Below are 26917 nucleotides of genomic sequence, written 5' to 3' on the forward strand. Positions count from 1 at the left end.
TCAGCCCTGCGCCGGCAGGGCCGCGATCAGGTCGCGCAGGGTGGTGATGGTCGAGGCGTCGGCCACACCGTCCACCCGCGCCTGCCGGAAGTGGCGCTGGAACGCGGTGACCACGGCCTGCGTGCGCGCATCGAACGTCCCGGTGACCGGCAGGTCGTAGCCGTAGAGCGCGAACATCGCCTGAAGGGCCTCCACGGGCTGGCCGGCATCGCCCTGGGCGAAGAAGCGGCCGTCCCGCAGGCGGGCGGGCGGCACATGGTGGCCGATGCCCGCCGCCGCGAGACGCTCCCACGGGAAGATCTCGCCCGGATCCTCCTTGCGATCAGGGGCGATGTCGGAATGGGCAAGCACCCGCTCCGGCGGGATCGGCCAGCGGCCGAGGATGTCCCGGGCCAGCGCGATCATCGCATCGACCTGCGCCTCCGGATAGGGCGGCAGCCCGCCCGCATGGCCTGGATGGACGATCTCGATCCCGATGGAGCGGGAGTTGACGTCGGTCTCGCCCTTCCAGGCGCCCGCGCCCGCGTGCCACGCCCGGCGCGCCTCCGGCACCATCTGGACGACGCCGCCATCCTCGAACACCAGGTAATGGGCCGAGACCTCGCTGAGCGGGTCGCGCAGCCGCGCCAGGGCGGCGGCCCCGCTCTCCATGCCGGTGTAGTGCAGGATCAGCATGTCGGGCCGATCCCCCTGGCGTGCGCCGTGATTCGGCGATGGGGCGACGCGGCGGGCGAGGGGGCTGTCCGGTTTCAGCGTCATGCCGGGCTTGTGCCATGGTTGGGGCCGCGACGCACCGGATCGCGCGCATCGGCCGTTGGCGGCGTTTGGACGATGCACCCACATCTGGAGTACGAGCGGACATCGCCGATGGCCGATTCAAAGACCAACGATAAAGACACCGCGGCGTACGCGCGTTCCGCGGGAATCTCGACGCCCGCCTTCGGGAGCCCCCGGCGGGTACCTCGTTCCTCGTGACCGGGCGGGGGGAGGTCCTGGCCGAGATCCGGCCGACCGCACAGGTTCCCCGCGCCGCCCGCAAACCCGGCGCGCTCCGCGACCGGATCCCCATGGCACCCGATTTCGACACGCTGCCGCCGGACCTGCTGGCGGCGCGGAGCTGCGAAGCCCCTCCGCGCCATGCAAGGCTTGCGCGTCCTGAGAGCCTTCTCTGACTGGAGCTCTTCCCCGTCACGCGAACCGATCAAGTCCCGGTTTCGAAAGGTCGCGACCTTTCGCGGGTCCAGGGCGGAGTCCTGGAGAACATCTCAGAGCTCCGCCCTGAGCACCCGCCAAAGGGCGAAGCCCTTTGGAAACCCGGGATCCCGGGTCGAACAGGCTCCGAGCTGCTCGGATCCAACGGCGCGAGGCGGGCTCACCGCAGGCTGCGCTCCTCCACGATCCGATCATGGGCGGCGTTGATCGCGGCGAGGCGCCGGGTCGCGATCGCCACCGCCTCCGTGGGCAGGCCGCGCGCCAGCGCCCGATCCGGATGATGTTCGGCCACCAATTCCCGATGACGGGCCTTCAGGGCAGCCTCATCGGCGTCCCGGTCGAGGCCGAGGACGGCGTAGGGATCGTCCGGCAGCCGCACATGCCGGGCGGCGATGCGCCGGAACGCGGCCTCGTCGAAGCCGAAGATCCCGGACACGGATCGGAGGTAGCGCTCCTCCGCCTCGTGGAGCGCCCCGTCGGCGCCCGCGATCTGGAACAGGCCGTCGAGCACGTCCTCGAGCAGGGCCGGCTCGTCGCCGAAGGTCGTGGCGAGCTGGCGCGCGTAGGCCTCGAACCCGTTCGTGGTCTTCTTGGCCAGATCGAACAGCCGCTCGACCCCCGGCCGCGCGGCGGGCTCCACCTGCACGACCCGGCCAAAGGCCTCGACCTCGGAGGGCAGCACGACGCCGTCGGATTTGGCCATCTTGGCGGCGAGCGCCACGAGGCCGGTGGTGAACACCACGTCGCGGGGCGTCCGGCCGAAGGGCGCGCCGACCCGATCCAGCAAGAAATGGCCCGCGACGCCGCCGATCAGCGCCCCGAGGGGACCGCCGATCGCGAGGCCGAGCCCGGCCCCGCCGATCTTGCCCCAAACGCCCTGGGACTCGGCCGCCGACGTCATGGGCGGCCCGGTTCCGGGGCGAAACGTGGACGACGCGGTGCGATCATCGCGGGCGGCTTGGGTCCGACACCGGGACGCCCCGGCCGAGCGCCGGGATAGCCGCTCTGCAAGCCCCGCGGAAGGGCCGGGACGCACCCGGCCCCACCCGCGTCGGGATCAACGGCAGTAGATGTTGCCGTAGGCGTCGCGGTAGGTGCCGTAGGGGCATTGCGGCGCGGTGGAGGCGCCCACGATGGCACCGCCCGCGCCGCCGATCGCGGCGCCGGCCAGGGCGCCGCCCGCACGGCCCGTCGCGGCCGCGCCGATCGCCGCGCCGGTGAGCGCGCCGAGGCCGGCTCCGCCGAGCGCCCGGTCCTCGGGGGTGTTGCAGGCGCCGAGCGACAGGGCGGCGATGGTGGCGAGGGCGGCGGCAGTCAGCTTCTTCATGGTCCCCAGATCTCCCTTGTGCATCCGGCCGGCCGATGGCCGTGATCGTGGCGGATCGGCCCGAGCTTAGCAGCAATGCAATGGCGACCCTACGGCTAAGGTTCCATCGGAGCGAGACCGGAGTTGCGCCCGGTTCCCGTCTCGCCCTATGCCTCGCCCCCTGAGGCGGCCCCCGGCCGGGGGCCGCGGCGCCAAGTCCGAGGATTCCACGCATGTCGACGCCCGAGCCGACGGCCATGCCGACAGCCACCACGATCGTCCGCCGGGCCGCGGTGCGGGCGGACCGCGTCGTCGACGCGGTGAGCCTCGACCATGAAGGCCGGTCCGCGCTCCCCGAAACCCTGGTGGCCGAGGGCGGGCTCGGTTTCACGGTGTCGCTCGCCAAGTCCGCGGCCCTGGATGACGGCGATGCGCTGCGCCTCGACGACGGTCGGCTCGTCGCGGTGCGGGCGGCCGCGCAGGATCTGTACGAGGTGCGCGCCGAGAAGCCGGCTCGGCTGATGCGCCTGGCGTGGCAGCTCGGCAGCAGCCACATGCCCGCCGAGATCGCCGCGGACGCGCTCTACGTCCCGGCGACCGCCGCCGCGGCCGAGCTGGTGCGCGGCCAGGGCTGCCTCGCGAGCCCGGTCTCGCGGCCCTTCCGGCCCGAGCATGCGGCGCACGATCACAGCACCTGCGGCCACGATCACGGACACGATCACCGTGAGCATGATCATGGACACGATCATCACGGCCATGACCACGACCATGACCACGACCATCACCACCACGGCCACGAACACGGCCCGGGCTGCAGCCACGATCACTAGAATGCTCTCCGCGGAGGTCGCCGCCGATCCGGCGCCGGGGGCGCCTCAGAACACCGGCTTTGAGCACGCCCTCGAAGCGGACTGAGCGACCTGTTCGTGGTCCGGGCGGGGAAGTCCCGGATCGAAGCGGCTCCCGATCGCGACCCGATCGGGAGCCGCCCGTGTTTAGCGGCCCCTTCGAGAGCCCGCGCGCGGTCTGAATTGCGGATGATTGCCGGCCCACATTTCAATATCGAATCTGGTTATATTGCCTTGGGAAAGCACGGATTGCGCGCAGAGGATAGATTTACACTACGATACAGCGCTAGAAATCATATATTTTTCATGAATAATTCGGCAATATGCTACGGGGTGCACTGTTGCAGCTCGATCACAGCCTCCAGGCCGATCCGTCGCTACATCCGATCCAGGGTCTTAATCTTGGAACGGTCCACATGAGCAGGGTTTTTGTCTTCGCCGCAGCCTTCGCAGCCTTGACGGCCGCCGCTTCGGCCGCCGATCTGCCCCGCCGCGCGCTCCCGCCTGCGCCGATCCCCGTCCCGATCTTCAGCTGGACGGGCGCGTATTTCGGCGTCAACGCCGGTTACATCACGACGACCAAGGACACGGTGCAGTCGGCGGGCGTTTACCCGGGCAATAACGGCGTCCGGACCCGAAATCGCCCGGGCGCCCTGCCGCTGCCGCAGGACGGGTTCACCGTCGGGGGGCAGCTCGGCTACACTTATCAGTTCACCCCGGGCTCTGGCTTCGTGGTCGGCCTCGAGGCCGATGCGAGCTATACGGACCTGAACCGCACCCGCAGGGTCGTTGGCCGACAGGGCGGCATCAGCACCTACCGGCAGACAGGAGACTTCCTCGGCACGGTGCGTGGCCGCGTCGGCTACGCCTTCGATCGCGTTTTGGTCTACGGAACCGGCGGCTTCGCCTACGCGGCCGACAGGGAGCGGGCCACCTTCCAGACGCCGTGGGGCGAACCCGTCTTCTCCGGTACCCGTTCGCGCTTCGAGACGGGCTACGCGGCTGGCGGCGGCATCGAATTCGCCATGCCGACCGACTCGTTCCTGAACGTCTTTCATTCCAACGCGGTGACGGTGAAGGCCGAGGCGCTGTACTACGACCTCGGCCGCAGCACGCTTCCGCTGCCGGCGATCGGCCGCGGCCAGGGTGCCTACGTCACGCGCTTCCAGAACGAGGGCGTGCTGGGCCGCGTGGGGCTGAACTACAAGTTCGGCAGCTAGGGCGCTCTCCGCCGAAGTGGACACCGGTTCGGCGCAAGAGCGCGCGTGACAACATCGGCTGGGTGCCGCGCGCGGCTGTAACGCGCACGGTCGACGACTTTCACGCCATCCCCGCCGAACGCGGCGCCGGTCCCCTCTCCCGGGCGGGAGAGGGAGCCGTCGCGCAGGCCAAGCCTGTCGGTGCATCGTTCTCATGTACTGTGGTGATGCGATCGGGCGCGCCTCCAAGCGACGGCGCGCCGGACTTGGAGAACGCCCCGGCGCGCGCCCCCGAGGGCGGTCCGCATTGTGGATCAGCCTCGGCGCCCGTTCACAGGCGCTTCGGCACGGGACGCCGACAATAGCCGCGGGCCTCCTCCGGCTTGAGGCCGTCCTGCGCCGAGACGCACTGGTCGAGGGTCAGCCCGATGCTGGAGGCGTAGGTCTCGTTCGGCGAGAGCGCGTCGCGGGCGAGGCTTGCCAGATAGATGAGGAAGGCGGCGACCGCGAGCAGGGTGGCCACGAGCAAAACCCGGTTCAGCATCGCGACCGATCGCCATCGCCGGGCCACGGCTCGAAGCGTCCGTTCACGGGAAGCCCGCGAACAGGAGCGCCAGAACGAGCAGCACGAGCCCCACACCGATCAGCGCACCGGCGGTCCCGTCGGATCCGCGCCGCCCCGGGCGGCCGATCCGGATCACCGGTCGCGACCCGCGACCGCCTTCAGCGGCGGATTCACTGCAGCAGGCCCCAGAGGCCGGTGGCGAGACCGAAGGTGAGCGAGAGCATCGCGGCGCAGAGCAGGACGCGGTCGATCACGCGGGCCGCCCGATCGTCGGGTTGATATTCAATCATGGTGGCGCCTCCTCGGTGCCGAGACTGATGCGCGCCTGTTGCTGAGCTGTGTCGGCGTCGGGCCCGGTCCGGCCCCGCTCCGGCACGGAATCGGACCCGCGATCCGCCGGATCGGGCACGGCGACGCGGCGGGGAACACCCCGGAGACCTCACCGTTGGACCGGCATCCCAACCGGAGACGACGCGTGACCACGGATCCGCTGCACAAGTATCCCCGCCCGCCCTTCCCGGCTCAGCCGCAGGGGTTCCCCGGCAGGACCGGCCGCATGGAGCCGGAGCCCGATCATGGCGAGGCGAGCTATGCGGGCTCGGGCAAGCTCACCGGGCGGGCGGCGCTGATCACCGGCGGCGACAGCGGCATCGGCCGCGCCGTCGCCATCGCGTTCGCCCGGGAGGGGGCGGACGTCGCGATCTCGTACCTGCCGGAGGAACAGGCGGACGCCGAGGCGGTGGGCCAGTGGATCGAGAAGGCGGGCCGGCGCGCCCTGCTCCTGCCCGGCGACCTCAAGGATGCCGCCTACGGGCCTCAGATCGTCGCCCGGACCGTCGAGGCGTTCGGGCGTCTCGACGTGCTGGTCAACAACGGCGCGTTCCAGCAGCCGAACCGGGATCTCGGCGCCATCGAGGATGCCATCTTCGAGGACCACTTCCGCACGAACGTGTTCGGGCCGTTCTACGTGACCAAGGCGGCGCTGCCCCACCTGAAGCCCGGCGCCTCGGTGATCTTCACCTCGTCGGTGAATTCGAAGCACCCGATGCCGACACTGATGGCCTACAGCGCCACCAAGGGCGCCCTGAGCAACATGGTGCTGAGCCTCGCGCAATTGCTGGCCGAGAAGGGGATACGCGTGAACGGCGTGCTGCCGGGGCCGATCTGGACCCCGTTCATCCCGGCCGGGATGAGCCAGGACGCAGTGACGTCGTTCGGCAGCCAGGTGCCGTTCGGCCGCCCGGGCCAGCCGGCCGAGCTCGCCTCGGCCTATGTGATGCTGGCCTCGGACGAGAGCAGCTACACGTCGGGCGCGCTCGTCACGGTGGCGGGGGCGATGCCGGTGTTCTGAGACCGCCCGGCGCCACTCAGGCGGCGCGCATGTCGGCGAGGAAGCGCACCACCTCGGCGCGCAGGGCCTCCGCGCCCTGGCTTACCCCGCCGGCCGCGTCGCCGACATCCTGGGCCACGCGCCGCGTCTCGTCCGCCGCCGCCGCCGTCGAGACCACGGTCCCGCTCACCGCGTCGGTCCCCCGGGACGCTTCCTCGATGTTGCGGGAGATCTCGCCGGTGGCGGCGCGCTGCTGCTCCACCGCCGCGGCGATGGCCGTCGCGATCGTGTTCATCGTGCCGACGGTCTGGCCGATCGACTGAACCGCCTCGACCGCCACAGCGGTCTCGTGCTGGATGGCGCCGATCTGTGCGGTGATCTCCTCGGTCGCCTTGGCGGTCTGCTCGGCCAAGCCCTTCACCTCCGCGGCCACGACGGCGAAACCCCGGCCGGCCTCGCCGGCGCGCGCCGCCTCGATGGTGGCGTTCAAGGCCAGCAGGTTGGTCTGCCCGGCGATCATCGAGATGATCCGCACGACTTCGCCGATCCGCTCGGCCGTGGTGGCGAGGCCCTGGATCTGCCGATCCGTGCGCCCGGCCTCCGAGACCGCCTGCCCGGCGATCTCCGCCGACCGGATCGCCTGCCTGCCGATCTCAGCGATCGAGGTGGTCAATTCCTCGGTGGCGGCCGCCACGGTCTGCACGTTGGCCGAGGCCTGCTGAACCGATTGCGCCGCCGTGCCGGCCTCCGCAGCGGTCTGGACGGCGGTCTGCGACATGGCTTGACAGGCCTGCCGCATCCCGGTCGCCGCGGTGTCGACCTCCTTCAGGAGCGCGCTGACGCTCTGATCGAAGCTGCGGGCCAGATCCTCGATCCAGCGACCGCGCTCCTCGCGCTTGGCCTGCTCGGCGCGCTGCTCCGCCGAGAGCGTCTGTGCCTGGATCATGCTGTCCCGGAACACGCCGGCGGCCTGGGCCATGTGTCCGATCTCGTCGCGCCGACGAACGCCGGGGATGACGATGCCCATCTCGCCGGCCGCGAGCCGGCGCAGGGCGTCCGTGAAGGCGGCGAGCGGCCTGGCGATGCTGCGGACCAGCAGGATCCCGGCCACCGCGACGACGAGGCAGAGCGGAACCAGCCAGAGCAGCGTGTCGACCAGTTGCGCCCGGCCCATGGCCTCGACGTCGTCCACGAAGAGTGCGGTGTTGATGACCCATTGCCAGGGCTCGAAGGCCAGCGAGTAGGCGACCTTGGGCGCGGGCTCGGTCTGCCCGGAATGCGGCCACCGGTATTCGGTGAAGCCCCCGCCCTCGCTGGCGCGCGTGATCATCGCACCCACGAACGTCTTCATCATCGCGGCGTCGTCGCGGGACTTGGTGCCCTCGATCTTGGGGTCCGGATGCACCACGTTGCGCCCGAGATCGCCCGGCGCCGCGCTGTAGGCGAAGACGTAATCCGCCCCGTTGAAGCGCATCGCCCGCAGCGCGTCGCCCGCCCTGCGCTTGGCCTCGTCTGCGGAGATCGTCCCGGCCTCCGCCTGCTTGGCCATGGCGGCGACGATACCGCGCGCTGCTTCGACTTGATAGCGGATCGCAGCCTTGCGGCCGTCCAACATGACCCGTTCCACGGAAAGCAACTGTAGAACGATGATCGCGGTGAACACCAGTAGACAGCCTGATAAAATACAAAATATCTTTCTTCCGATCGTCATGACAAGTATGTTTCTGAAAAAAGATGCCGTCAAAATTGCAGTATTCCGCAATCTTATGTCATGCCGTCGAAAGATATCAGGTTCATCACATATGATTTTCCAAGAAAAGTCTATAATACCAGAAGATGTGTCTCGCGGACCGACATTCTAGGGATGCGATGGCCGCGAAGGGCGGCCGAGGACCTGTGATATGGGTGGCCCGCTGTGACCAAGTCTTCCTGCCCGGCAGGTGCCCGGACCGCCGCGCGGGACAGCGTCATGCCGGAGCATGCGCGGGGCGCAGTCGTTTGGGACCGCGCCCCGCGCATGGTATCCTCGACGACCCTCTCTTTCGAGCACGTGCCGGCCGGTTCCTCCGGTCTCGGCGGCAGCGCGCAGCGGAGCGCGCCAGAACAACCTCACATGACCAATCGCGACGATATCTTTGAGCCGCTCAACGGATGGCGCTTTTCCGTCGCCCCGATGATGCAATGGACGGATCGACATTGCCGGGCGTTCCACCGGACGCTCTCCGCCCGCGCGCGGCTCTACACCGAGATGGTGACCACCGGCGCCGTGCTGCACGGGCCGCGCGAGCGCCTGCTGGCGTTCTCGGCGGTGGAGCACCCGGTCGCCGTCCAGCTCGGCGGGTCGGACCCGGCGGAGCTGGCGCAGGCGGCGCGAATCGCCGCGGCGTTCGGCTACGACGAGGTGAACCTCAACGTCGGCTGCCCGTCCGATCGCGTGCAGGAGGGCCGCTTCGGCGCCTGCCTGATGCGCGAGCCGGCCCTGGTGGCCGCGTGCGTCGCCGCCATGAAGGCCGCGGTCGCCGTGCCGGTGACGGTGAAGTGCCGCATCGGCGTCGACGATCAGGACCCCGAGGCGGCCCTCGATGCCCTGGCCGACGCGGTGGTGGCCGCCGGTGTCGACGGGCTGATCGTCCATGCCCGCAAGGCTTGGCTCCAGGGCCTCTCGCCCAAGGAGAACCGCGACGTGCCGCCCCTCGACTACGGCCGGGCCGCGCGGCTGAAGCGGAGGCTGCCCGGCCTGCCGATCGCGGTCAACGGCGGTCTGCGCGACCTCGAGGCCGTGCAGGCGCGGCTCGCCGAGGTCGACGGCGTGATGGTCGGCCGCGCCGCCTATGCCGAACCGGCGTTGCTGCTCGGCGTCGATCCCGACCTGTTCGGCGTGCCCGCGCCGGCCCCCGACGCCTTCGCGGCCGTCGCGGCGTTCGAGCCCTACATCGCCGGGGTCCTCGCCCAGGGCGAGCGCCTGCACGCGGTGACCCGCCACATGCTCGGGTTGTTCAACGGCCGGCCCGGCGCTCGGGCCTACCGGCGCCACCTCTCGACCCACGCCATGCGGCCCGACGCCGATCTCGCCACCCTGCGGGAAGCCGTGGCGCTGGTCTCCCGGTCCACCCCCGAGGCGCGGGCCGCGTGAGCTGAAGCTGTCATACCCAATGCCCGTAGGGTGGCCTTTCCAGGGTGCCGGCCCGGAGATCCCGGGCGCGCCTGTTCCGGGCAGGTGGAGCGCCGGCGGGACCTGAGGGAACCCGCACGACATAAGCGGTCCTCGGATGATCCGGACGGCTCCTTCGCGGGTCCCCGCGACGGCGTCGGATCTCTGTTCGGGGCCGGAACGAGCCGGCCTTCAGGCCCTGTGCGCCCGCGCCGTGTGCGGGTGCCCTGGCTCCTCCGAGACCGGAGCCGGCGCATCGGTGCGGGTCCGCCACAGGCTGTAGGCGACGCCCGCCGCCAGGAAGGCCAGCGTCACCACCAGCGAAACCCAGGGCGGCACTGCGACGAGCTCGAACGTGTCGGCGACCACGATCTTGGCGCCGATGAAGATCAGGATGAAGGCGAGCGCCGTCTTGAGATACGCGAAGCGGTCCACCATCGCGGCGAGTGCGAAGTAGAGGGCGCGCAGCCCCAAGATCGCGAAGATGTTGGAGGTGTAGACCACGAAGGTGTCGGTGGTGATCGCGAAGATGGCCGGCACGCTGTCGACCGCGAAGATCACGTCGGCACCGTTGACCAGCACCAGGGCGAGCGCCAGCGGCGTGAACCACAGGGCGACCTTGCCGGTCTTCGGGTCGGTCCTGCGGATCGCGAAGCGCTGGCCGTGCAGGTCGGGCGTGACCCGGAAGGTTCTCTTGAACCAGCGCACCACGGCGCTGTTCTGGAAGTCGCCCGCCTCCTCGTCGCCCGAGAGTAGGATCTTCAGGCCGGCATAGATCAGGAAGGCGGCAAACAGCGACAGCACCCAGTGCACCTGATGCACCAGCGCGGCGCCGAGCCCGATCATCAAACCGCGCAGCAGCACGGCCGCCAGGATGCCCCAGAGCAGGACCCGGTGCTGGGCGGCCCGCGGCACGCCGAGCGCCGTGAGGATCATGGCGATGACGAAGACGTTGTCCATGGACAGCGACTTCTCGACCACGAGGCCGGCGACGTATTCCTGGCCGGCCTGGCCCCCGAGATACCACCAGACCCAGCCGCCGAAGGCGAGACCGAGGGCGAGGTAGAAGCCGGTGAGCAGGAGGCTCTCCCGCACGCCGATCTCGTGCTCCTTGTCCCGGTGCAGGAGGCCGAGGTCGAAGGCGAGCAGGCATGCGATCAGGACGTGGAAGCCGAGCCACATCCACAACGGCTTGCCGAGCCATACGACGGTGAGGACGTCCATCATGCGGGGACCTGATGCTGATTCCGAATGGAAAGCATCGGCTCCGACATCACGGGCGCTGGACAGCGCCCGCCAGAGGGGCCCGCAGCCGATGGTGCCGAGGTAAGCGGTGATCCGGGCGAATCAAGGGCAGGCGCGCGGCCTCGTTCCGCTGAAGCCCGGATCACCCTTGCGGCGTCTCCGGCGCGCCGCTCATCTTCGGCGCCGGGCGCCCACCCAACGGCCGCTCCTCCAACAGAGCCAGGAACGCGAAGGCCGCCAGCAGGCCGAGGCACGCCGCCGCGAACACGTACCGGAAGGTCAGGGCGAGCTGCGCCGGGTCGGCGCCGCGGATCAGGCTCTCGATGTCGTGCCCCCCTGTCCCATGACCCCCTGCCCCACCCGCGGCGCCGCCGAGCACGATCGTACCGAACGCCGCCACGATCAGGGCGCCTCCGAGGGACCGAAAAAAATTCATCGCCGCGGTGGCGATGCCGAGCTGGTGGCGCGCCACCGCGTTCTGGATCGCGATGGTCGAGAGCGGCAGGATCGTCCCGATCCCCATGGAGAGCAGGGCGAACAACACCTCCATCAGCCAGAACGGCAGCGCCCGGCCCTGCCACGCGATGACGGCGCAGCAGGCGATGCTGAGGCTCATCATGGCGAGCGGCACGCGCTTGTAGTGCCGGAAGTAGATCATCGACCGGCCCGACAGGGTCGCGCCCGTGACGGTGCCGACCATCAGCGGCACCAGCGCCACGCCGGACTCGCTCGCCGAGAGGCCGATCACCCCTTCGAGGAAGATCGGCACGTAGATGGTGAGCCCGATGAAGGTGCCCATGGCGAAGCAGGCGGCGAGCGTCGCGCTGTAGACCACTTGGTTGCGCAGCACCTCGGTGGGGATCAGCGGCTCGGGCGCCGTGGCGAGGCGCGCCGCGAAGCCGCCGCCGAGCACGAGGGCCAGGGCGAGGAGGCCGAGCACCGGCGCCGAGCCCCAGGGATAGCGCACGCCGCCCCAGCTCAGGGCGAGCAGCAGGGCGATCGAACCGGAGACCATCAGGGCGGCCCCGGGCCAGTCCAGCCGGTGGCGGCGCTCGTGGCGCGGCAGGCGCTTCAGGTTGGCGTTGGTCAGCAGGAAGGCGAGGATTCCGATCGGCAGGTTGATCCAGAAGATCAGCGACCAGTGCAGGTGCTGGGCGAAGAACCCCCCGAGCAGCGGCCCCGCCACCGAGGCCGCCACGAACACCCCCGCGATCACCACCTGGTAGCGCGCCCGTTCCTTGGGCGACATGATGTCGGCGAGGATGGTCTGCGACAGCGCGATCAGCCCGCCGCCGCCGATCCCCTGGAGGCCCCGGGCCAGCGCGAGGGCCACCATCGTGGGGGCGAGGGCGCAGGCGACCGACCCGAGCACGAAGGTCGTGATGGCGATCAGCAGCATGATCCGCCGGCCGTGAATGTCGGAGAGCTTGCCGTAGAGCGGCGTCACCGCCGTAGAGGCCAGGAGGTAGGCGGTGACGATCCAGGGGAGGTTGGCCGCGTCCCCCAGCGCCAGCCCGATGGTCGGCATCGCGGTTGCCACGATGGTCTGGTCGAGGGCCGCGAGCAGCATCGCGGTCATCAGGCCGTAGACGATCGCGCGGATCTCGAGCGGGCCGAGCTGGGCCTGCGGGGCGGGGATGCTCGGGGTCCCGGTGATGGCGACGGGGCTGGCCACGTGTCTGAGCCTCTGCGGTTCGGGGTGGGCGCGGCCGAGCCTGGCGCGTCGATCACGGCAGCTTCGGGGACGAAGGGGAATTTTGTTCTGCGGGTCCGGGTTCCGGTGGTGCGGAGCCGCTTCGCGGCGAGTCCCGTGCTGGCTCCCGGATCAGGTTCCGCTGCGCTGCACCTGCCCGGGAAAGGGTCAGTGCAGAAAGAATCGCTTCCCTTTCCCGGGCGCATGCAGCGCCAGCGGAATGCGACCCGGGAGCCAGCACGGGATTTGCCGCGAAGCGGCCCGACTTCAGCCAGCTCACCACGGGCCCGCCCTTGACAGGAAGGGCTGCCTGCCGCTCTCCGGGCACATGCCGCAGGACAGGGACGAGATCGCCATCGTGGGTGGCGGGCCGGCCGGGCTCGCCGCCGCCGAGGTGCTGGGCGAGGCCGGCCGCGCGGTCACGGTCTACGAGCGGATGCCGTCGGTCGCGCGCAAGCTGCTGATCGCCGGGCGGGGCGGCCTCAACATCACCCACAGCGAGGCGCGGGCCGACTTCCTCGCCCGTTACCACCCGCTCGGCTCCCTCGACGCCGCCATCGCGGCCTTCCCGCCCGAGGCCCTGCGGGACTGGTGCGCGGAGCTCGGCGAGCCGACCTTCGTGGGATCGAGCGGGCGCGTCTTCCCCCGGAGCTTCAAGGCCTCGCCCCTGCTGCGGGGGTGGCTCGCGCGGCTCGACCGCCTCGGCGTCCGGATCCGGACCCGGCACCGGCTCACGGCGCTCGGCGCGGGGCTGACGATCGAGGCCCCGGACGGCCCCCTCGCATTCCGGCCCCGGGCGACCCTCCTGGCGCTCGGCGGGGCGAGCTGGCCGCGGCTCGGCTCGGACGGACGCTGGGTGCCGCTCCTCGAAGGGCTCGGCGTGGCGGTGGCGCCCCTGCGCCCGGCCAATGTGGGGTTCGCGGTGGCGTGGTCGGCCGTGTTCCGGACGCGCTTCGCCGGCACGCCGCTGAAGCGGATCGCGCTCGCCTGCGACGGCGCCGCGGCGCGGGGCGAGGCCGTGGTCACGCGAGACGGCCTCGAAGGCGGGGCGGTCTACGCCCTGTCGCGCATCCTGCGCGAGGCGATCGTAGCCCGTGGCAGCGCCGAACTCGTCCTCGATCTGCGCCCCGATCTCAGCCGCGACGCCCTCGCCCGCCGCCTGTCCGGCGCCCGGCCCGGCGACTCGGCCGCGACCCGGCTGCGCAAGGCCGCGGGGCTCCCGCCCGTGGCGGCGGGCCTCCTGCGCGAGGCGGCCGGCTCGGCCCTCCCGGCCGATCCCGGGGCGCTCGCCGGGCTGATCAAGGCCGCACCGCTCACCCTCACCGCCCCGGCGCCGATCGAGCGGGCGATCTCGACGGCGGGCGGGGTCCGGCTCGACGCCCTCGACGGGCGGTCGATGGTGCGCGACCGTCCCGGCCTGTTCCTGGCCGGCGAGATGCTCGACTGGGAAGCCCCGACCGGCGGCTACCTGCTCCAGGGCGCCATCGCGGGCGGCCGGGCGGCCGCCGCCGGGATGCTCGACTGGCTGGCCGAGACCGGCGGCTGAGGTTTTCAGGGTCCGAACCCGATCAGCTTGGCCGTGACGATGTCCGAGAGGGGGCCGATCAGGCCGACAAGCAAATTCGGCTCGGGGTGGTAGACAGACGGTCTGCTCTCGGCCTGTCTTCCGTACGAACTTGTCACGCGGCCACCGGAAGTGCGCTCGGTATGCTGCCAAACTGGCAGCGGTGCGCCCATCCCGATCAATCGGCCGACTGTGCGTCTTCATGCATGCCGGCAAACACCTCGCGCGACGTGGACTCGGCACACCAAAGTCGCCACATCCCGGTGAGGGCCGTTCCAACTTCCCGTGCGTGACCGACGTGGTCCATGTGGGGACTGGCGATCAGTCGTTCGCGTAAGCCGCTGCGCATGCGCAAAAGTTGGTCTGGATCACCGGCGAGACGGCGGGCGATTGCGACGTAGCCGTCGACGTCGCGCGCGATCAGTTCCGACAGGCCGATGAGCCCGAGAATGGCGGCGCCGACACGCGCGACCGTCCGTGGGCCGGCGAGCGTTACGACAGGTACGCCCATGTAGAGCGTGTCGAAGGTGGTGGTGTTGCCGTTAAACGGGAACGGGTCCAGCGCGATGTCGACGCTGCGATGCATCGCATAGCGGTTGGTTGTATTGCGGGGTGCGAAGGCGATCCGATCCAGCGGTAGTCCGCAGGTGGTAAGACGTGCTTCCGCGTCCCCACGCGTCCTGGGATCGTCGATATCGGCGATGATCAGCATCAGCCGCGCGTCAGGAACCGCAGCGAGGATGGCGCCCCAGGCCGTGAGCGCGTCGTCCGTCAGCTTCTCGAAGCGATTGAAGCAACCGAAAGTAACGTAGCGGTTTTCTACGAAGGGTGCAGTCTCGGCGACATCCGGCGCTGGCAGGAACGGCTGATAGCAGATACCGGTGCCGGCAATCCGCCAGAGCATTTCGGAATGCAGGTGCTCTGTCTCTCCAACCGGGTCGTAGATCGCGTCGGTGAGGCGGTAGTCGATGGCTGCCAGCCCCGTGGTGGCCGGCAGGCCGATCCAGGTCACCTGAACTGGTGCAGGCTTGCGCGCGAAGACCGACAAGCGGTTGCCGCCGCTATGGCCGGATAAGTCTACCAAGATGTCGATGCGATCGGACTCAATCAGGTCCGCTGCGGCCTCGTCGTCGAGTCGGTCAATCGGACGCCAAGTCTTAAAGTGGGCTTTCAGCGTCTCGGTCACCGCGTCGTCGCAGCTGGCATTGCTATAGGCGAAGAAGTCGAAGCGTTCCCGGTCGGCATGAATGAGAAAGGGTTCAAGAAACCGTACCACCGGGTGATCGCGGAAGTCCGCTGAGACAAAGCCGATGTTCAGCCGCCGATCTGGGCTGGGGTCATTGGCGAAAGGCCGCAGGCGCCGTAACGCGTCGGCGTGGCGGCGGCCATAGGACTTGGCCATCTCCGCGAAGTCCTCCGCCGAACCACATTCGACATAGAGCCGCGTATAAACAAGGTTGCCATGCGCGAAGGCGGCAGCGGGATTGAGCGCCAGCGCTTTCTCGAAGGCGGCGACGGCCGCCTCGGTGCGCCCGAGCCTGTGCAATACCGCTCCGAGGTTGTTGTGCATCTCGGCTGAACCCGGAACCCGGGCGATTAGCTCAAGCCAGCAGGCTGCGGCGTTCTGAAGGCGTCCTGTGACTTGGTAGAGATCGGCCAGATCGACGCGGGTTTTGTCCAACGCCGAGTCAAGTTCGAGGGCCTTCTCGAAGGCCGAGCCTGCGGCCACGAGGTTGCCGCTGTCCCGGAAGGCGAGCCCGAGATCGGCAAAGTAAGTGGCGTTGGTGCCGTCACGATAGACCGCGATGGTGAGCAGGTCGACAGCGTGCTGCACGCGCCCAGTGCGCAGGGCGACCAGGCCGGCGAGATGCACGGCCGCGGCATTATCCGCGTCGAGTAGGATGAGGAGTTCGAGCAGGCGCTCGGTCTCCTCAAACTGCTTTGAGTCGAAGGCAATGCGGGCATTGGCGCCGAGCATCATCACGAGCGGCCGGCATTCCCGGGACACGATCTCTTTCGGGAAGCCGTACGTCAGGAAGCGTTCGAGGATTGCCCGAGCATCGTTCACCCTGTCGGAGGCGAGAAGCGCTCCTGCGAGGGCTACCCAGCGTGCGGGCATGTCCGGAGCGGCGCGAAGCGCCTCGGTGTGATGAAAAACCGCACGTGCATGGTCGCGCAACAGCGTAGCGATCACGCCGAGATTGTAATGCGCGGCCGCATGTCCCGGCTCAAGGTCTAGACAACGCCTGTATTGGCAAGCGGCATCTTGCAGGCGTCCAGCTGAGTGATGCGCTGTGGCCTTGTCCAGGATCTTGCTTACCAGAGCATCCGGCTTCCGAATCAAGCCACTCGGCTTCATCACGTGTCCTTCCGAGGTCGCATCACCATCAGGAGGGATGCTTAACGGAACGTAAACGTCTTGTTATAAAATATCTGTCCATCCACGTGGTTAAATCGTTGAAATCTTTCAGCTGAGTCATTTGTAGCGACGTATTTAACGCGATCCTCGCGTCCGCAAGGCCTCCTTTACACCGCTTCAGTGAAGATCCTCGCCAGGCACCTGTGGCCTACTGCCAGATGGGGGCAGGCCAGGATTCCTTCAGAGTGCGGCGGACGGTGGCACGTGACTGGGGTACAACGGCTGCTCGAGCAGGTCGAAGCCAGGGCCAAGTTGTCCACCTGGCGCCCGGTAGCATCCGCAATGGGTCGTTGTTGTTAGAAAAACGCGGAGGCAGCACTTGAGGCGGCGTTTGAAGCATTATTTTTGAAGACTGTTCTTAAATGGCCGATGCCGTCCCACCACCGGAGCGAATTCCAAAACAACGCGATGGCAGGACCGTCTACGGCTGAAGCGGTCCGCGGGACTGCATCGACCCGGCCCCGGGTTCCTCAACGGAATAGGTGAGCGCAGGCCCTGGTCTTTTGCTCCAAAGCGGACAAGTAACCGCCGCCCTAGTCCAGCGATCCAGCAATTCGGCCGACCGCTCAGGGCCGCCGTGGCACCAACTTTCCGAGCATACGCCCGAGCTGGTCTGCCGAGTAAGGCTTATGCACGAGCTGCAAGCCGTCGAGACCGTCTTGAGCCAACACATGGCTGTAGCCCGACGTCAGCAGGAGAGGCAGGTCCGGCATCCGGAGCTGCAGGATCTTGGCCAGCTCGATCCCGCCCATGCCCGGCATGACCACGTCGACGAAAACCGCGTCGAAGCCGCTGCCGTCCACCCCAAGCTTCTCCAGAGCCTCCTCGGCGTTGGAGGCCCACGTTGTCCTGTAACCAATATCCTCCAGGATTTGGGTAGCGAACCGGCCGACCTCGACGTTGTCCTCGACAACGAGAACGCACTGACCATCACCGATCGGGAAATCCTCGCCGTCGCCAACGGGCGCTGGCTGCGCGGACGCCTCCGCTGCGATCATCGGCAGATAAAGCGTGAAGGTGGTGCCCTGGCCGAGCGCGCTCTGGACCTCGACGTCGCCACCCGACTGCTTGGCAAAGCCGAAGACTTGACTGAGGCCGAGCCCGGTACCCTTGCCGACCTCTTTGGTGGTGAAGAAGGGCTCGAAGATCCGATCGATTTGTTCTGGTACGATCCCGGCGCCGGTATCCGTCAGAGAGATGGACGCGAATTGGCCGGATGCGGCGGCATGCCCGCGGATGGGTGGCAGGTTGCCCGTGTCGTCGAGCCGAAGGGTCAGCGTGCCCGCGCCATCCATGGCGTCTCGCGCGTTCACCGCCATGTTGACGAGTGCCGTCTCAAATTGGCTCACGTCGGCTTTCACGAAGCACGGCATATCCGAGATCTCGGTGACGACATGGATGCGGGCACCGGTCACGGTGTTGAGCATGTCGGCGATCCGACGAAGGCGGTCCCCGACGTCGAACACCTCGGGCTTCAACGCCTGCCGCCGGGCGAATGCGAGGAGTTGGCTGGTGAGCTTGGCGGCGCGGTCGACCGTGTCGGAAACGGCGTCCATGTAGCGGGCCCGCCGCTCCTCGGGCAGGTCCGGACGCCTCAGAAAATCGACCGATGAGCGGATGATGGTCAGCAGATTGTTGAAGTCGTGCGCGACGCCCCCGGTCAACTGACCCACGGCCTCCAGCTTCTGCGACTGGCGCAGGGCCTCCTCCGCGCGGCTCAGGGCGGCCGCCTGCTCGTGCTCGACGGTCGTGTTCCGTCCGGTCGCGTAGATTTGGCCGCCCTCGAAAACGCCCGTCCAGGAGAACCGGCGATAGGTGCCGTCCGCGTGCTTGAGGCGGTACTCGTAGGGCGCGACCATCGGGGCCGTCATGATGCGGCCGAGGGCAGCCTGTGTCCCCTCCAAGTCGTCCGGGTGCGTGAATCCGACGAAGCTTTGCCCGACGAGGTCGGAGACCTCCCAGCCGAGTAAGACCTTCCAGGCCGCGTTGACGGCGAGGAACGTCCCCTGCCCATCGGCGATAGCCAGTAGATCCGGTGACAGCCGCCAAGCTTGCTCCAGGGCGCGGACACGATCCGCGACCCGGGTTTCGAGGGTGGCATTCAGGTCCTGCAGTGCGGCCGTAGCCCGCTCCGCAGACCGTCGCGCCTCCAGCATCTCGCGCTCGTAGCGCCGGCGGTCGGAAGCGTTGAACACGGTGATCCGGATGAACCGTATCTCGCTTTCCTCGTCCCGGCGCACCACAGCGTTGACTAGGACCGGCAGTGTCGTGCCATCCACGCGCACGAGGTCCAGAGCCACCTCGTTGAAGAAGCCCTGCATGCGTAGAAGCGGCGCGAAGTGAGTCTCGTAGTAGATTTTGCCGGCGATGTTCAGCAGGTCGAGGAAACGGCGGCCGACGAGATGCTCGTTGGTGTGGCCGAGCCACGTCGCGAGCGTGCGATTGACCTTGGAGATGCGCCCGTTCGGGAGCGCCGAGGCGTAGCCGCAGGGCGCGTTCTCGAACAGATCCTCGAGGTCGTCAGCATCTTGCGCCCGGGGATCGGGCGTCGCCTCATTCAAGCCCCGCTTCCCGCAGGAACCCCTCGATGGCTGCGATGGTCACGTCGGGCGCGCTCAGGTTCGGGCAATGGCCTGTCGCGTCGAGCAGGACGAACGCGCTGTTTGGCAGGTGATGGTGGACGTATTCCCCAACTTCACGAGGCGCGATCACGTCCTCCGAGCTTTGCAGGACGAGGCAGCGCGCCGTCACGCCCGCGAGATCGGCGCGGTTATCGGCTAGGAAGGTGGTTCGGGCGAACCGCTTGGCGATGTCTGGGTCTGTGCGGCAGAAGCTATTTATCAGTTCATCGCCGAGTTCGGGGCGGTCGGCGTTCCCCATGATCGCCGGCGCCATCGTTTGGGACCAACCCATGTGGTTCGTATCGAGGAAGTCGAGCAGTTCCTCGATCTGCTGAAAACTGAAGCCGCCGACGTAGCCGTCGTCGTCGAGGTAGCGCGGCGAAGGGCAGACCAGGACGAGGCTCGCGAACAGTTCCGGGGCCTTCTTCGAGGCCAGGACACCGATCATGGCGCTGACGGAATGGCCTATGAAAATCCCGCCGCGGACGTCCAGGGCACGGCAGAGTTCCACCACGTCGTCGGCGTAGCCGTCCAGCGAGGCGTACTTCCCGGCGTCGTAGGCCGACAGGTCCGAGCCGCCGGCGCCGATATGGTCGAACAGCACCGTGCGGTAGCGGTCCTCGAACGCGGGCGCCACGAAACGCCACATGTTCTGGTCGCAGCCGAAGCCATGGGCGAAGACCATGGCGGTCCCATCGGCACCGGCCTGCCTCACGTTGTGCCGTAGAACGACCGACAAGCTTGAGCTCCTTCTGAACTCTCGGTCTAGCATGCATCCACGGAAAGCGCTGATCAACGTCGATACATCTTGGTCTCGACGACAGCCATGAAGCGGGCCTTCCGAGGGTCCGCAACGGGTCGAGAGCTGCCAATCACGATCCAGCGCAGTGTGTTCAGGCCCTAAGGCCGCGTGCACAAGCCGAGGATCCCCGCGGCTTCCGTCGGGCAAGCGGCGCCCTCCCCGTCGTAGGTCGGGGTGCCGGCCTTGAGGCAACGGGCGGTGACCAGCGTTTCCCCGGCCTCGCAGGTCACGGTGCAGCCGCCCGCGCAGTCGGACTTGCGCACCGGCCTCAGGGCGGCGGATGGGCCGGCCTCCCCCCGCGCGCCCGTCCCGCCCGGCGTTCCGGCCTGACCCCGCGGTCCCGGAGGGCCCTGGAGGCCCGGACTCCCCTTCTCGCCCGGCTCGCCCTTCGGGCCGGGTGCGCCCTGCGGACCGGCCGGACCCTGGAGCCCCGCTTCGCCCTTGGGTCCCGCTTCACCCCGCGGACCTTGATCCCCCTTGGCCCCAACATCCCCCTTGGCCCCCGTCTCACCGGGCGGTCCTGCGGCGCCCTGAGGGCCGGGCGGACCCGGAGGCCCCTCGGGGGCGCAGTTCGCCACCACCGCCTCGCGCTCGTCCGGCTCGGATTTCAGCGTCACCACGCAGGTCGCGGGCCGGTAGGGCACGCGGAAGACGAACCGGCCGCGCCGGTCGGCCTGGATCGAGATGTCGTCGTCCAGCACCACGATGGCGCCGGGCTTGCGCACCGAGCCCGAGATCCGCAGGTCGCCGGCCTCGATGCGGGCGTCGTAGACCATGATCGGCTGGTTCGGCTGCTGCGGAGGCCGGGCCTGCGCCCGGGCCGGGCGTCCCGGGACAGATGGGGCCGCCCCACCCGGATCCGCCGGTTGCTGGGCCAGCGCCGCCCCCGACAAGGCGAGCAGGAGCGGGAGAGCGAGGGTCGAGCGCATGCGCGGTCCGTCTGGGCCGCGTCCGGCACGCGGCAGCCGACGTGTGGGCCCACCCTGCGATTGCGGTCAACCGTAACCGTTGAAACCGGCGGCTGCCGCTGATTCCACAGGCGTCCACACCCATCCACAGGCCAAGCTGCTGCACGGACGCGCGTTTCCAAGGCCCCGCGGAAACCGTTTGATCGTGTTCCTGTTATGTTCTTATCGTCCGCCATGACCGGAGCCGACGGAGATGGGGCTGGACCCTGCGGACGAGACCGAGCGGACGCCCGCGCCGGGCGATCCTCGGATGCGGCTGGCAGCGCTGCGGGCTCAGCTCGCGCCGCCGGTGGACGGCCGGGCCCCGCGCCCGGTCCTGCCGCTCGGCCTGCCCGCCCTCGACGCCCATCTGCCAGGCGGCGGCCTCGTCCTCGGGCCGCCGCACGAGATCGCGCCGGCCGGGCCTGCGGACGGAGTCGCGGCCCTCGGCTTCGCCCTGGCGCTCTGCGCCCTGCACCTGTCCCGGGTCTCCGGGGAGGCGCTGATCGCCGCCGCCCCCGGCGAGCCCCTGCCCTACGGCCACGGGCTGGCCAGCCTCGGCCTCGATCCCGGCCGCCTGCTGCTCCTGGAGGCCGGCAGCGACGCGGAGGTTTTTCGCGCCCTCGAGGCGGCCCTGCACGCCCGCGCCCTCGCGGCTCTCGTCGGCCTCCTGCGGGACGGGCTGCCGCTGAAGCCGGGCCGGCGCCTGCAGATCGCCGCGGAAGGCCCCGACCCGCCGCTCCTGCTGCTGCTGCGGCCCGCGCAGGCCGGGATGCCCAACGGCGCTGCCACCCGCTGGCGGATCGCCGCCGCGCCGGCCTCCCGGGACCGGTTCGGCACCCTCGACAGGCCGCGCTGGCGGGCGCGGCTCGAACGCTGCCGCAACGGGCGCGGGGGCGACTGGCTTCTGGAGTGGGACCATGCCGCGCATCGTCTGCATCTGCCTGAGCCACTGGCCGGTGACGCGGCTGCGCCGAGCCGGTCTCGCGCCTGAGGGCGGCCCGATGGCGGTTGCGGCCGAAGGGCCGGGCGGCCTGCGGCTCGTCGCCCTCGACCCGGAGGCCCTCGCGCTGGGCCTGCGGCCCGGCGAGCCGCTGGGCCGGGTCCGGGCGCGGATCGGCGTGCCGCTCCGGGTCCATCCCGCCGACCCGGCGGCCGACCGGGATTCCCTGCTGCGGCTCTGCCGCTGGGCAGGGGGCTACGCGCCGCTGGTTGCACCGTTCGGGCCGGCCGAGGCCACGGACGGGCTCTACATCGACGTCGCCGGGGCGAGCCACCTGCGCGGCGGTGAGGCGAAGCTCGTCGACGATCTGGCGGCCCGTCTGGCGCGGGGCAACATCCCGGCGCGGATCGCGCTCGCCGACACCCCCGGCGGGGCCTTCGCGCTGGCCCGCCACGGCGGGGCCGACCGGATCGTCGTGCCGCCGGGCGGGGCCGCCGAGGCGCTGCGGGGATTGCCCGTGGAGGCCCTGCGGCTCGATCCCGGCGCGGTCGCGGGCCTGAAGCGGCTCGGCCTGCGCGGGATCGGCGCGCTCGACGCCCTCCCCCGCGGCCCGCTGGCCCGCCGGTTCGGCGAAGCGCTGCTGCTGCGGCTCGATCAGGCCCTGGCGCGGCGGCCCGAGCCGCTGGCGCCCCTGACGGAGGCGGCCGACCACGCCGCCGCCCGCGGCTTCCTCGACCCGATCGGCCGCCAATCGGACATCGTCCGGACCGCCCGGGACCTGATGGCGGACCTCGCCCCCCGGCTGGAGCGGGACGGACTCGGCGCCTGCGCGCTGCGCCTCGCCCTCCACCGGGTCGACGGGGCGGTGCGGACCCTCGATCTCGGCCTGTCCCGCCCCGAGCGCTGCCCTGAGCGGGTCGCCGCCCTGGTGTCGCTGCGCCTCGACCGGCTGGGCAGTGGCCTCGATGCCGGCTTCGGCTTCGAGACGGTGGCGCTCGCCGTGACGGTGACGGGGGCCATGCCGGCCCGGCAGACGGATCTCGGGGCGAATTCCGGGGGCGACGGGGTCGGGGGCGACGGGGTCGGGTTCCTGGCCGACGCCCTGGCGCAGCGGCTCGGGCGGGCGCTGCTGCGGCTCGAACCGCGGGCGAGCCACCTGCCGGAGCGGGGTGAGCGTGGTGTTCTTTGGGTGGCCGGAGAGGGGCCTGGATCGTCAGCCGATCAAGGCATCGGCCGGTTACGGGCGCGTCTCCCTCCCCCCTCTGAGGGGGAGGGTGGCCCCCGAAGGGGGTCGGGAGAGGGGAGCGACGTTTCCGGATGTAGCGTGACCCTCATGAAGGCCGGCGCTCCGTCCTGCACCGTCGCTCCCCTCTCCCCCCCTGCTGCGCAGGGTACCCTCCCCCGCAGAGGGGGGAGGGAGATGCGCGGGTCCGATAGCTCCCTCGCCTCCCCCTGGCCCGATCACCTCCCGCCCCGCCCCCTTGTGCTGTTCCCCCGGGGCGAGGCCGCCTGCGACGTGCTCTCGACCGTGCCCGAGGGGCCGCCCCGGCGCTTCCGCTGGCGCGCGCAGATTCATCGGGTCGCCCATGTCGAGGGTCCGGAGCGGATCGCTGCCGAGTGGTGGCGCGAACCCGGCGAGCCCCGCGACTACTACCGCGTCGAGTGCGAGGCCGGGCACCGGCTCTGGCTCTACCGCGACGGGCCGCACGCCCCCGATCGCCCGGCCGCGTGGTACGTCCACGGGCTGTTCGCGTGAGCGGCCCCGAACTCCTCCCCAAAATCCCCTACGCCGAACTCGCCGTCACCACGAACTTCTCCTTCCTGCACGGCGCCTCGCACCCGCAGGAATTCGTCGTGCAGGCAGCGGCCTACGGTCTGACGGCGATCGGGATCGCCGACCGCAACACCGTGGCCGGCGTGGTGCGGGCCCACGCGGCGGTGCGGGCGCTGGAGGGCGCCCCGATCCGGATCCTGCCGGGGGTGCGCCTCGTCACCGAGGAGGGGTTCGAGGCCGTCACCTACCCGATGGACCGGGCCGCCTGGGGCCGCCTCTGCCGGCTGCTGACCCTGGGCAACCGCCGCGTCCGCAAGGGGGAATGCCGCTTCACTTTCGCCGAGATGCTGGAGTCCGCCGAGGGGCAGATGTTCATCGCCATGCCCCCCGCCCGGCGCCTGCCGGAGGGGTTCCGGGCGCGGCTGGAGGCGCTCGCCGCCGCGGCGCCGGGCCGGACCTTCCTCGGGGCGAGCCACGCCCGCCGGGGCGACGAGCGGCGCCGCCTCGGGCTGCTCGCCGAACTGGGCGCGGCCGCCGGCGCCCCGATGGTCGCGGTCTCGGATGCGCTTCATCACCATCCCGAGCGGCGCCCGCTGCAGGACGTTGTCACCTGCATCCGTGCGGGCTGCCGGATCGGGGAGGCCGGCTACCGCCTGGAGGCCAATGCCGAGCGCCACCTCAAGCCACCCGCCGAGATGGCGCGGCTGTTCGCCGACCACCCGGCGGCGCTCGCCCGCACCATCGAGATCGCCGAGGCCTGCGACTTCAGCCTGTCGGAGCTGCACTACGAGTATCCCGATGAGCCGGTGCCCCCCGGCCGCACGCCGCAGGCCTATCTGGAGGAGATCACCTGGGAGCGGGCGCGCTGGCGCTATGCCGGGGATATTCCGCACTCCGTCGAGGCGACGCTCCACGAGGAGCTGCGGCTCATCGCCAAGATGAACTACGCCCGCTACTTCCTGACCCTGTTCGACGTGGTCGAATTCGCCCGCAGCAAGGGCATCCTCTGCCAGGGCCGGGGCTCGGCGGCCAATTCCGCCGTGTGCTTCTGCCTCGGCATCACCGCGGTGGATCCGTCGAAGCACCGGCTGCTCTTCGCCCGCTTCATCTCGGAGAACCGGGGCGAGCCCCCCGACATCGACGTCGATTTCGAGCACGAGCGCCGGGAGGAGGTGATCCAGCACCTCTACGCCCGCTACGGGCGGGAGCGGGCCGCCCTCTGCGCCACGGTGATCCACTACCGCCCGCGCATGGCGATCCGCGAGGTCGGCAAGGTCCTGGGCCTGACCGAGGACGTGACCGCTGCGATCGCCGACACGGTCTGGGGCTCCTGGGGCACCGGCATGCCGGACCAGCACGTGCGCGAGGCCGGCCTCGACCCCGCCAACCCGGCGATCCGGCAGGCGCTCGACCTCGCCCACCAGCTGATCGGCTTCCCCCGCCACCTGTCGCAGCATGTCGGCGGCTTCGTGCTGACCCGGGGCCGCCTCGACGAGACCGTGCCGGTGGGCAACGGCGCCATGGCGGACCGCACCTTCATCGAGTGGGACAAGGACGACATCGACACGATCGGCCTGATGAAGGTCGACGTGCTGGCGCTCGGCATGCTGACCTGCCTCAAGCGCGGCCTCGATTTCTTGGAACGGGATCACGGCGATTATTACGCGACGCTCGCCGACCTGCCCCAGGACGATCCCGAGACCTACGCCATGTTGGCGAAGGCCGATTCCGTCGGCGTGTTCCAGGTCGAGAGCCGGGCGCAGATGTCGATGCTGCCGCGCCTGAAGCCGAAGGAATTCTACGACCTCGTGGTGCAGGTCGCGATCGTGCGCCCCGGCCCGATCCAGGGCGACATGGTCCATCCCTACCTGCGGCGGCGCTCGGGGGAGGAGCCAGTAATCTATCCCTCACCCGATTCAGCTCACGGCGACCCTGACGAATTGAAGGACGTCCTGAAAAAAACCTACGGCGTGCCGCTCTTCCAGGAGCACGCCATGCAGATCGCCATCACGGCGGCGGGCTTCACCCCGGCCGAGGCCGACGGGTTGCGCCGGGCGATGGCGACCTTCCGCCATGTCGGCTCGATCGGCGGATTTGAAGAAAAATTCGTGGGCGGCATGACCCGCCGGGGCTACCCGAAGGATTTCGCCGAACGCTGCTTCGCGCAGATCCGCGGCTTCTCGACCTACGGCTTCCCGGAGAGCCACGCGGCGAGCTTCGCGCTGCTCGTCTACGCCTCGGCCTGGATGAAGTGCCGGCACCCCGACGTCTTCCTGGCTGCGATCCTCAACGCCCAGCCGATGGGCTTCTACCAGCCGGCTCAGCTCGTGCGCGACGCCCGCGTCCACGGGGTCGAGGTGCGGGGCGTGTGCGTCAACGCCAGCGACTGGGACTGCACCCTGGAGCCGGCCGGGGATCCGAAGAGGCACGCCGTGCGGATCGGCCTGCGCGTCGTGCGCGGCCTGCCCGAGGCCGCGATGCGCCGGCTCGTGCGGCTGCGGGCCAACGGCTATGCGAGCATCGAGGGCCTGCAGGCGTCCCTCGCCCTGCCCCGCAACGCCCTGGAGCGTCTGGCCGAGGCGGATGCGTTCCGCTCGCTCGGCCTCGACCGGCGCGCCGCCCTCTGGATGGTCCGCACCCTGGAAGGGACGTCGTCCCGCAAGGCCGCCAGGGTCGACGGCTCTGAGCGCCGCGCCCATCTCCTCGACGCGCCTCTGCCGCTCTTCGCCTGGCACGCCGATGACGGCCTGTTCCGCCACGAGCCGGCGGTGGAGCTGCCGTCCCTCGCCCCATCCGAGGCGGTGGCCGAGGATTACGCCGCCACCGGCCTGTCGCTGCAGGGGCACCCGGTCGCCTTCTTCCGGGGGCGGCTCGCCCGGATCGGCGCGATCTCGGCCCGGGCTCATCTCGATCCGGCCCTGCCCCAGGGGGCGCGGGTCACGGTGGCGGGGCTCGTGCTGATCCGCCAGCGACCGGGCACCGCCAAGGGCGTGGTCTTCCTGACCCTGGAGGACGAGACCGGCATCGCCAACGTGATCGTCTGGAAGTCGATGTTCGAGGCCAACCGCCGGGCCGCCATGCAGGCCCGGTTCCTCGCCGTGCGCGGCCGGATCCAGCGGGCGGGCGGCGTCGTCCACCTCGTGGCCGAGGGGTTTCGCGATCTCACCGCCTCTTTACGCGACCTGCGCGAGGCCGGGATGCGGTTGCCCCCCGAGACCACGGATTTCGGTGTCGCACAGGATCGGCGCGTGTATCGCAGCCGGGATTTCCACTGATCCCAATAGCCCTTGCGGCTGGC

Annotated in this window: 19 protein-coding genes; 8 read left to right on the forward strand and 11 right to left on the reverse strand. The window is 70.0% G+C overall.

Annotation, left to right across the window (positions count from 1 at the left end; all coding sequences use genetic code 11):
- The 3 genes from MKK75_RS26205 to MKK75_RS26215 form a co-directional block, all read right to left on the reverse strand.
- Positions 1-759, reverse strand: a complete 759-nt coding sequence (locus MKK75_RS26205; protein WP_244045417.1) for an N-acetylmuramoyl-L-alanine amidase — start codon at positions 757-759, stop codon at positions 1-3.
- Between the two features lie 613 nt (positions 760-1372).
- Complete coding sequence (locus MKK75_RS26210; protein ID WP_244045418.1) at positions 1373-2113, reverse strand: TerB family tellurite resistance protein; 741 nt, start codon at positions 2111-2113, stop codon at positions 1373-1375.
- Between the two features lie 156 nt (positions 2114-2269).
- Positions 2270-2539, reverse strand: a complete 270-nt coding sequence (locus MKK75_RS26215) for a glycine zipper domain-containing protein (RefSeq protein ID WP_244045419.1) — start codon at positions 2537-2539, stop codon at positions 2270-2272.
- A gap of 236 nt (positions 2540-2775) precedes the next feature.
- On the opposite strand from MKK75_RS26215, the gene MKK75_RS26220 reads away from it, so the two are divergent.
- On the forward strand, positions 2776-3348 hold the full coding sequence (locus MKK75_RS26220; protein WP_244045480.1) for an urease accessory protein UreE: 573 nt from the start codon (positions 2776-2778) through the stop codon (positions 3346-3348).
- 434 nt (positions 3349-3782) lie between these two features.
- Positions 3783-4586, forward strand: a complete 804-nt coding sequence (locus tag MKK75_RS26225; protein WP_244045420.1) for an outer membrane protein — start codon at positions 3783-3785, stop codon at positions 4584-4586.
- 310 nt (positions 4587-4896) lie between these two features.
- Here MKK75_RS26225 and MKK75_RS26230 read toward each other — a convergent pair whose 3' ends face one another.
- Positions 4897-5109, reverse strand: coding sequence for a hypothetical protein (locus MKK75_RS26230; RefSeq protein WP_244045421.1), 213 nt, complete (start codon positions 5107-5109; stop codon positions 4897-4899).
- 496 nt (positions 5110-5605) lie between these two features.
- On the opposite strand from MKK75_RS26230, the gene MKK75_RS26235 reads away from it, so the two are divergent.
- Entirely contained in the window at positions 5606-6481 is an 876-nt protein-coding gene (locus tag MKK75_RS26235) for an SDR family oxidoreductase (protein WP_244045422.1), read from the forward strand.
- Between the two features lie 16 nt (positions 6482-6497).
- Here the strand turns inward: MKK75_RS26235 and MKK75_RS26240 are convergent, their stop codons facing one another.
- Complete coding sequence (locus MKK75_RS26240) at positions 6498-8075, reverse strand: methyl-accepting chemotaxis protein (protein WP_244045423.1); 1578 nt, start codon at positions 8073-8075, stop codon at positions 6498-6500.
- Positions 8076-8573: 498 nt separating this feature from the next.
- Between MKK75_RS26240 and dusA the strand changes: the two genes are divergently transcribed.
- A complete protein-coding gene (gene dusA / locus MKK75_RS26245) occupies positions 8574-9593 on the forward strand; it encodes a tRNA dihydrouridine(20/20a) synthase DusA (protein ID WP_279594143.1) in 1020 nt (339 codons plus the stop codon).
- Between the two features lie 210 nt (positions 9594-9803).
- Here dusA and MKK75_RS26250 read toward each other — a convergent pair whose 3' ends face one another.
- Positions 9804-10838, reverse strand: coding sequence for a TerC family protein (locus MKK75_RS26250; protein ID WP_244045424.1), 1035 nt, complete (start codon positions 10836-10838; stop codon positions 9804-9806).
- A 160-nt stretch (positions 10839-10998) separates the two neighbouring features.
- Entirely contained in the window at positions 10999-12531 is a 1533-nt protein-coding gene (locus MKK75_RS26255) for an MDR family MFS transporter (RefSeq protein WP_244045425.1), read from the reverse strand.
- 346 nt (positions 12532-12877) lie between these two features.
- Here MKK75_RS26255 and MKK75_RS26260 point away from each other — a divergent pair, with 346 nt between their 5' ends.
- Entirely contained in the window at positions 12878-14095 is a 1218-nt protein-coding gene (locus MKK75_RS26260) for a TIGR03862 family flavoprotein (protein ID WP_244045426.1), read from the forward strand.
- A gap of 196 nt (positions 14096-14291) precedes the next feature.
- Here MKK75_RS26260 and MKK75_RS26265 read toward each other — a convergent pair whose 3' ends face one another.
- The 4 genes from MKK75_RS26265 to MKK75_RS26285 all read right to left on the reverse strand — a co-directional run bounded on the left by MKK75_RS26265 (position 14292) and on the right by MKK75_RS26285 (position 20884).
- Positions 14292-16472, reverse strand: coding sequence for a tetratricopeptide repeat protein (locus MKK75_RS26265; protein WP_244045427.1), 2181 nt, complete (start codon positions 16470-16472; stop codon positions 14292-14294).
- A gap of 626 nt (positions 16473-17098) precedes the next feature.
- On the reverse strand, positions 17099-19093 hold the full coding sequence (locus tag MKK75_RS26270) for a PAS domain S-box protein (RefSeq protein WP_279594144.1): 1995 nt from the start codon (positions 19091-19093) through the stop codon (positions 17099-17101).
- Positions 19086-19838 carry an alpha/beta fold hydrolase gene (locus tag MKK75_RS26280; protein ID WP_409567614.1) on the reverse strand — a complete coding sequence of 251 codons (753 nt, stop codon included), beginning with the start codon at positions 19836-19838 and terminating at the stop codon, positions 19086-19088. The genes MKK75_RS26270 and MKK75_RS26280 overlap by 8 nt, the downstream gene beginning before the upstream one ends.
- Before the next feature lie 215 nt (positions 19839-20053).
- On the reverse strand, positions 20054-20884 hold the full coding sequence (locus MKK75_RS26285) for a collagen-like protein (protein WP_244045428.1): 831 nt from the start codon (positions 20882-20884) through the stop codon (positions 20054-20056).
- Between the two features lie 232 nt (positions 20885-21116).
- On the opposite strand from MKK75_RS26285, the gene MKK75_RS26290 reads away from it, so the two are divergent.
- Genes MKK75_RS26290 through MKK75_RS26300 form a run of 3 tightly spaced genes read left to right on the forward strand, consistent with a single transcriptional unit; the run spans position 21117 to position 26894 of the window.
- On the forward strand, positions 21117-21896 hold the full coding sequence (locus MKK75_RS26290; protein WP_244045429.1) for an ImuA family protein: 780 nt from the start codon (positions 21117-21119) through the stop codon (positions 21894-21896).
- Positions 21823-23601, forward strand: a complete 1779-nt coding sequence (locus tag MKK75_RS26295) for a DNA polymerase Y family protein (protein WP_244045430.1) — start codon at positions 21823-21825, stop codon at positions 23599-23601. The genes MKK75_RS26290 and MKK75_RS26295 overlap by 74 nt, the downstream gene beginning before the upstream one ends.
- Complete coding sequence (locus MKK75_RS26300; RefSeq protein ID WP_244045431.1) at positions 23598-26894, forward strand: error-prone DNA polymerase; 3297 nt, start codon at positions 23598-23600, stop codon at positions 26892-26894. Before MKK75_RS26295 ends, MKK75_RS26300 begins: the two co-directional genes overlap by 4 nt.
- The last annotated feature ends 23 nt before the right edge of the window (positions 26895-26917 follow it).

Origin of the sequence: Methylobacterium sp. J-030 (genome assembly GCF_022829545.1) — a bacterium.
GTDB lineage: Bacteria > Pseudomonadota > Alphaproteobacteria > Rhizobiales > Beijerinckiaceae > Methylobacterium.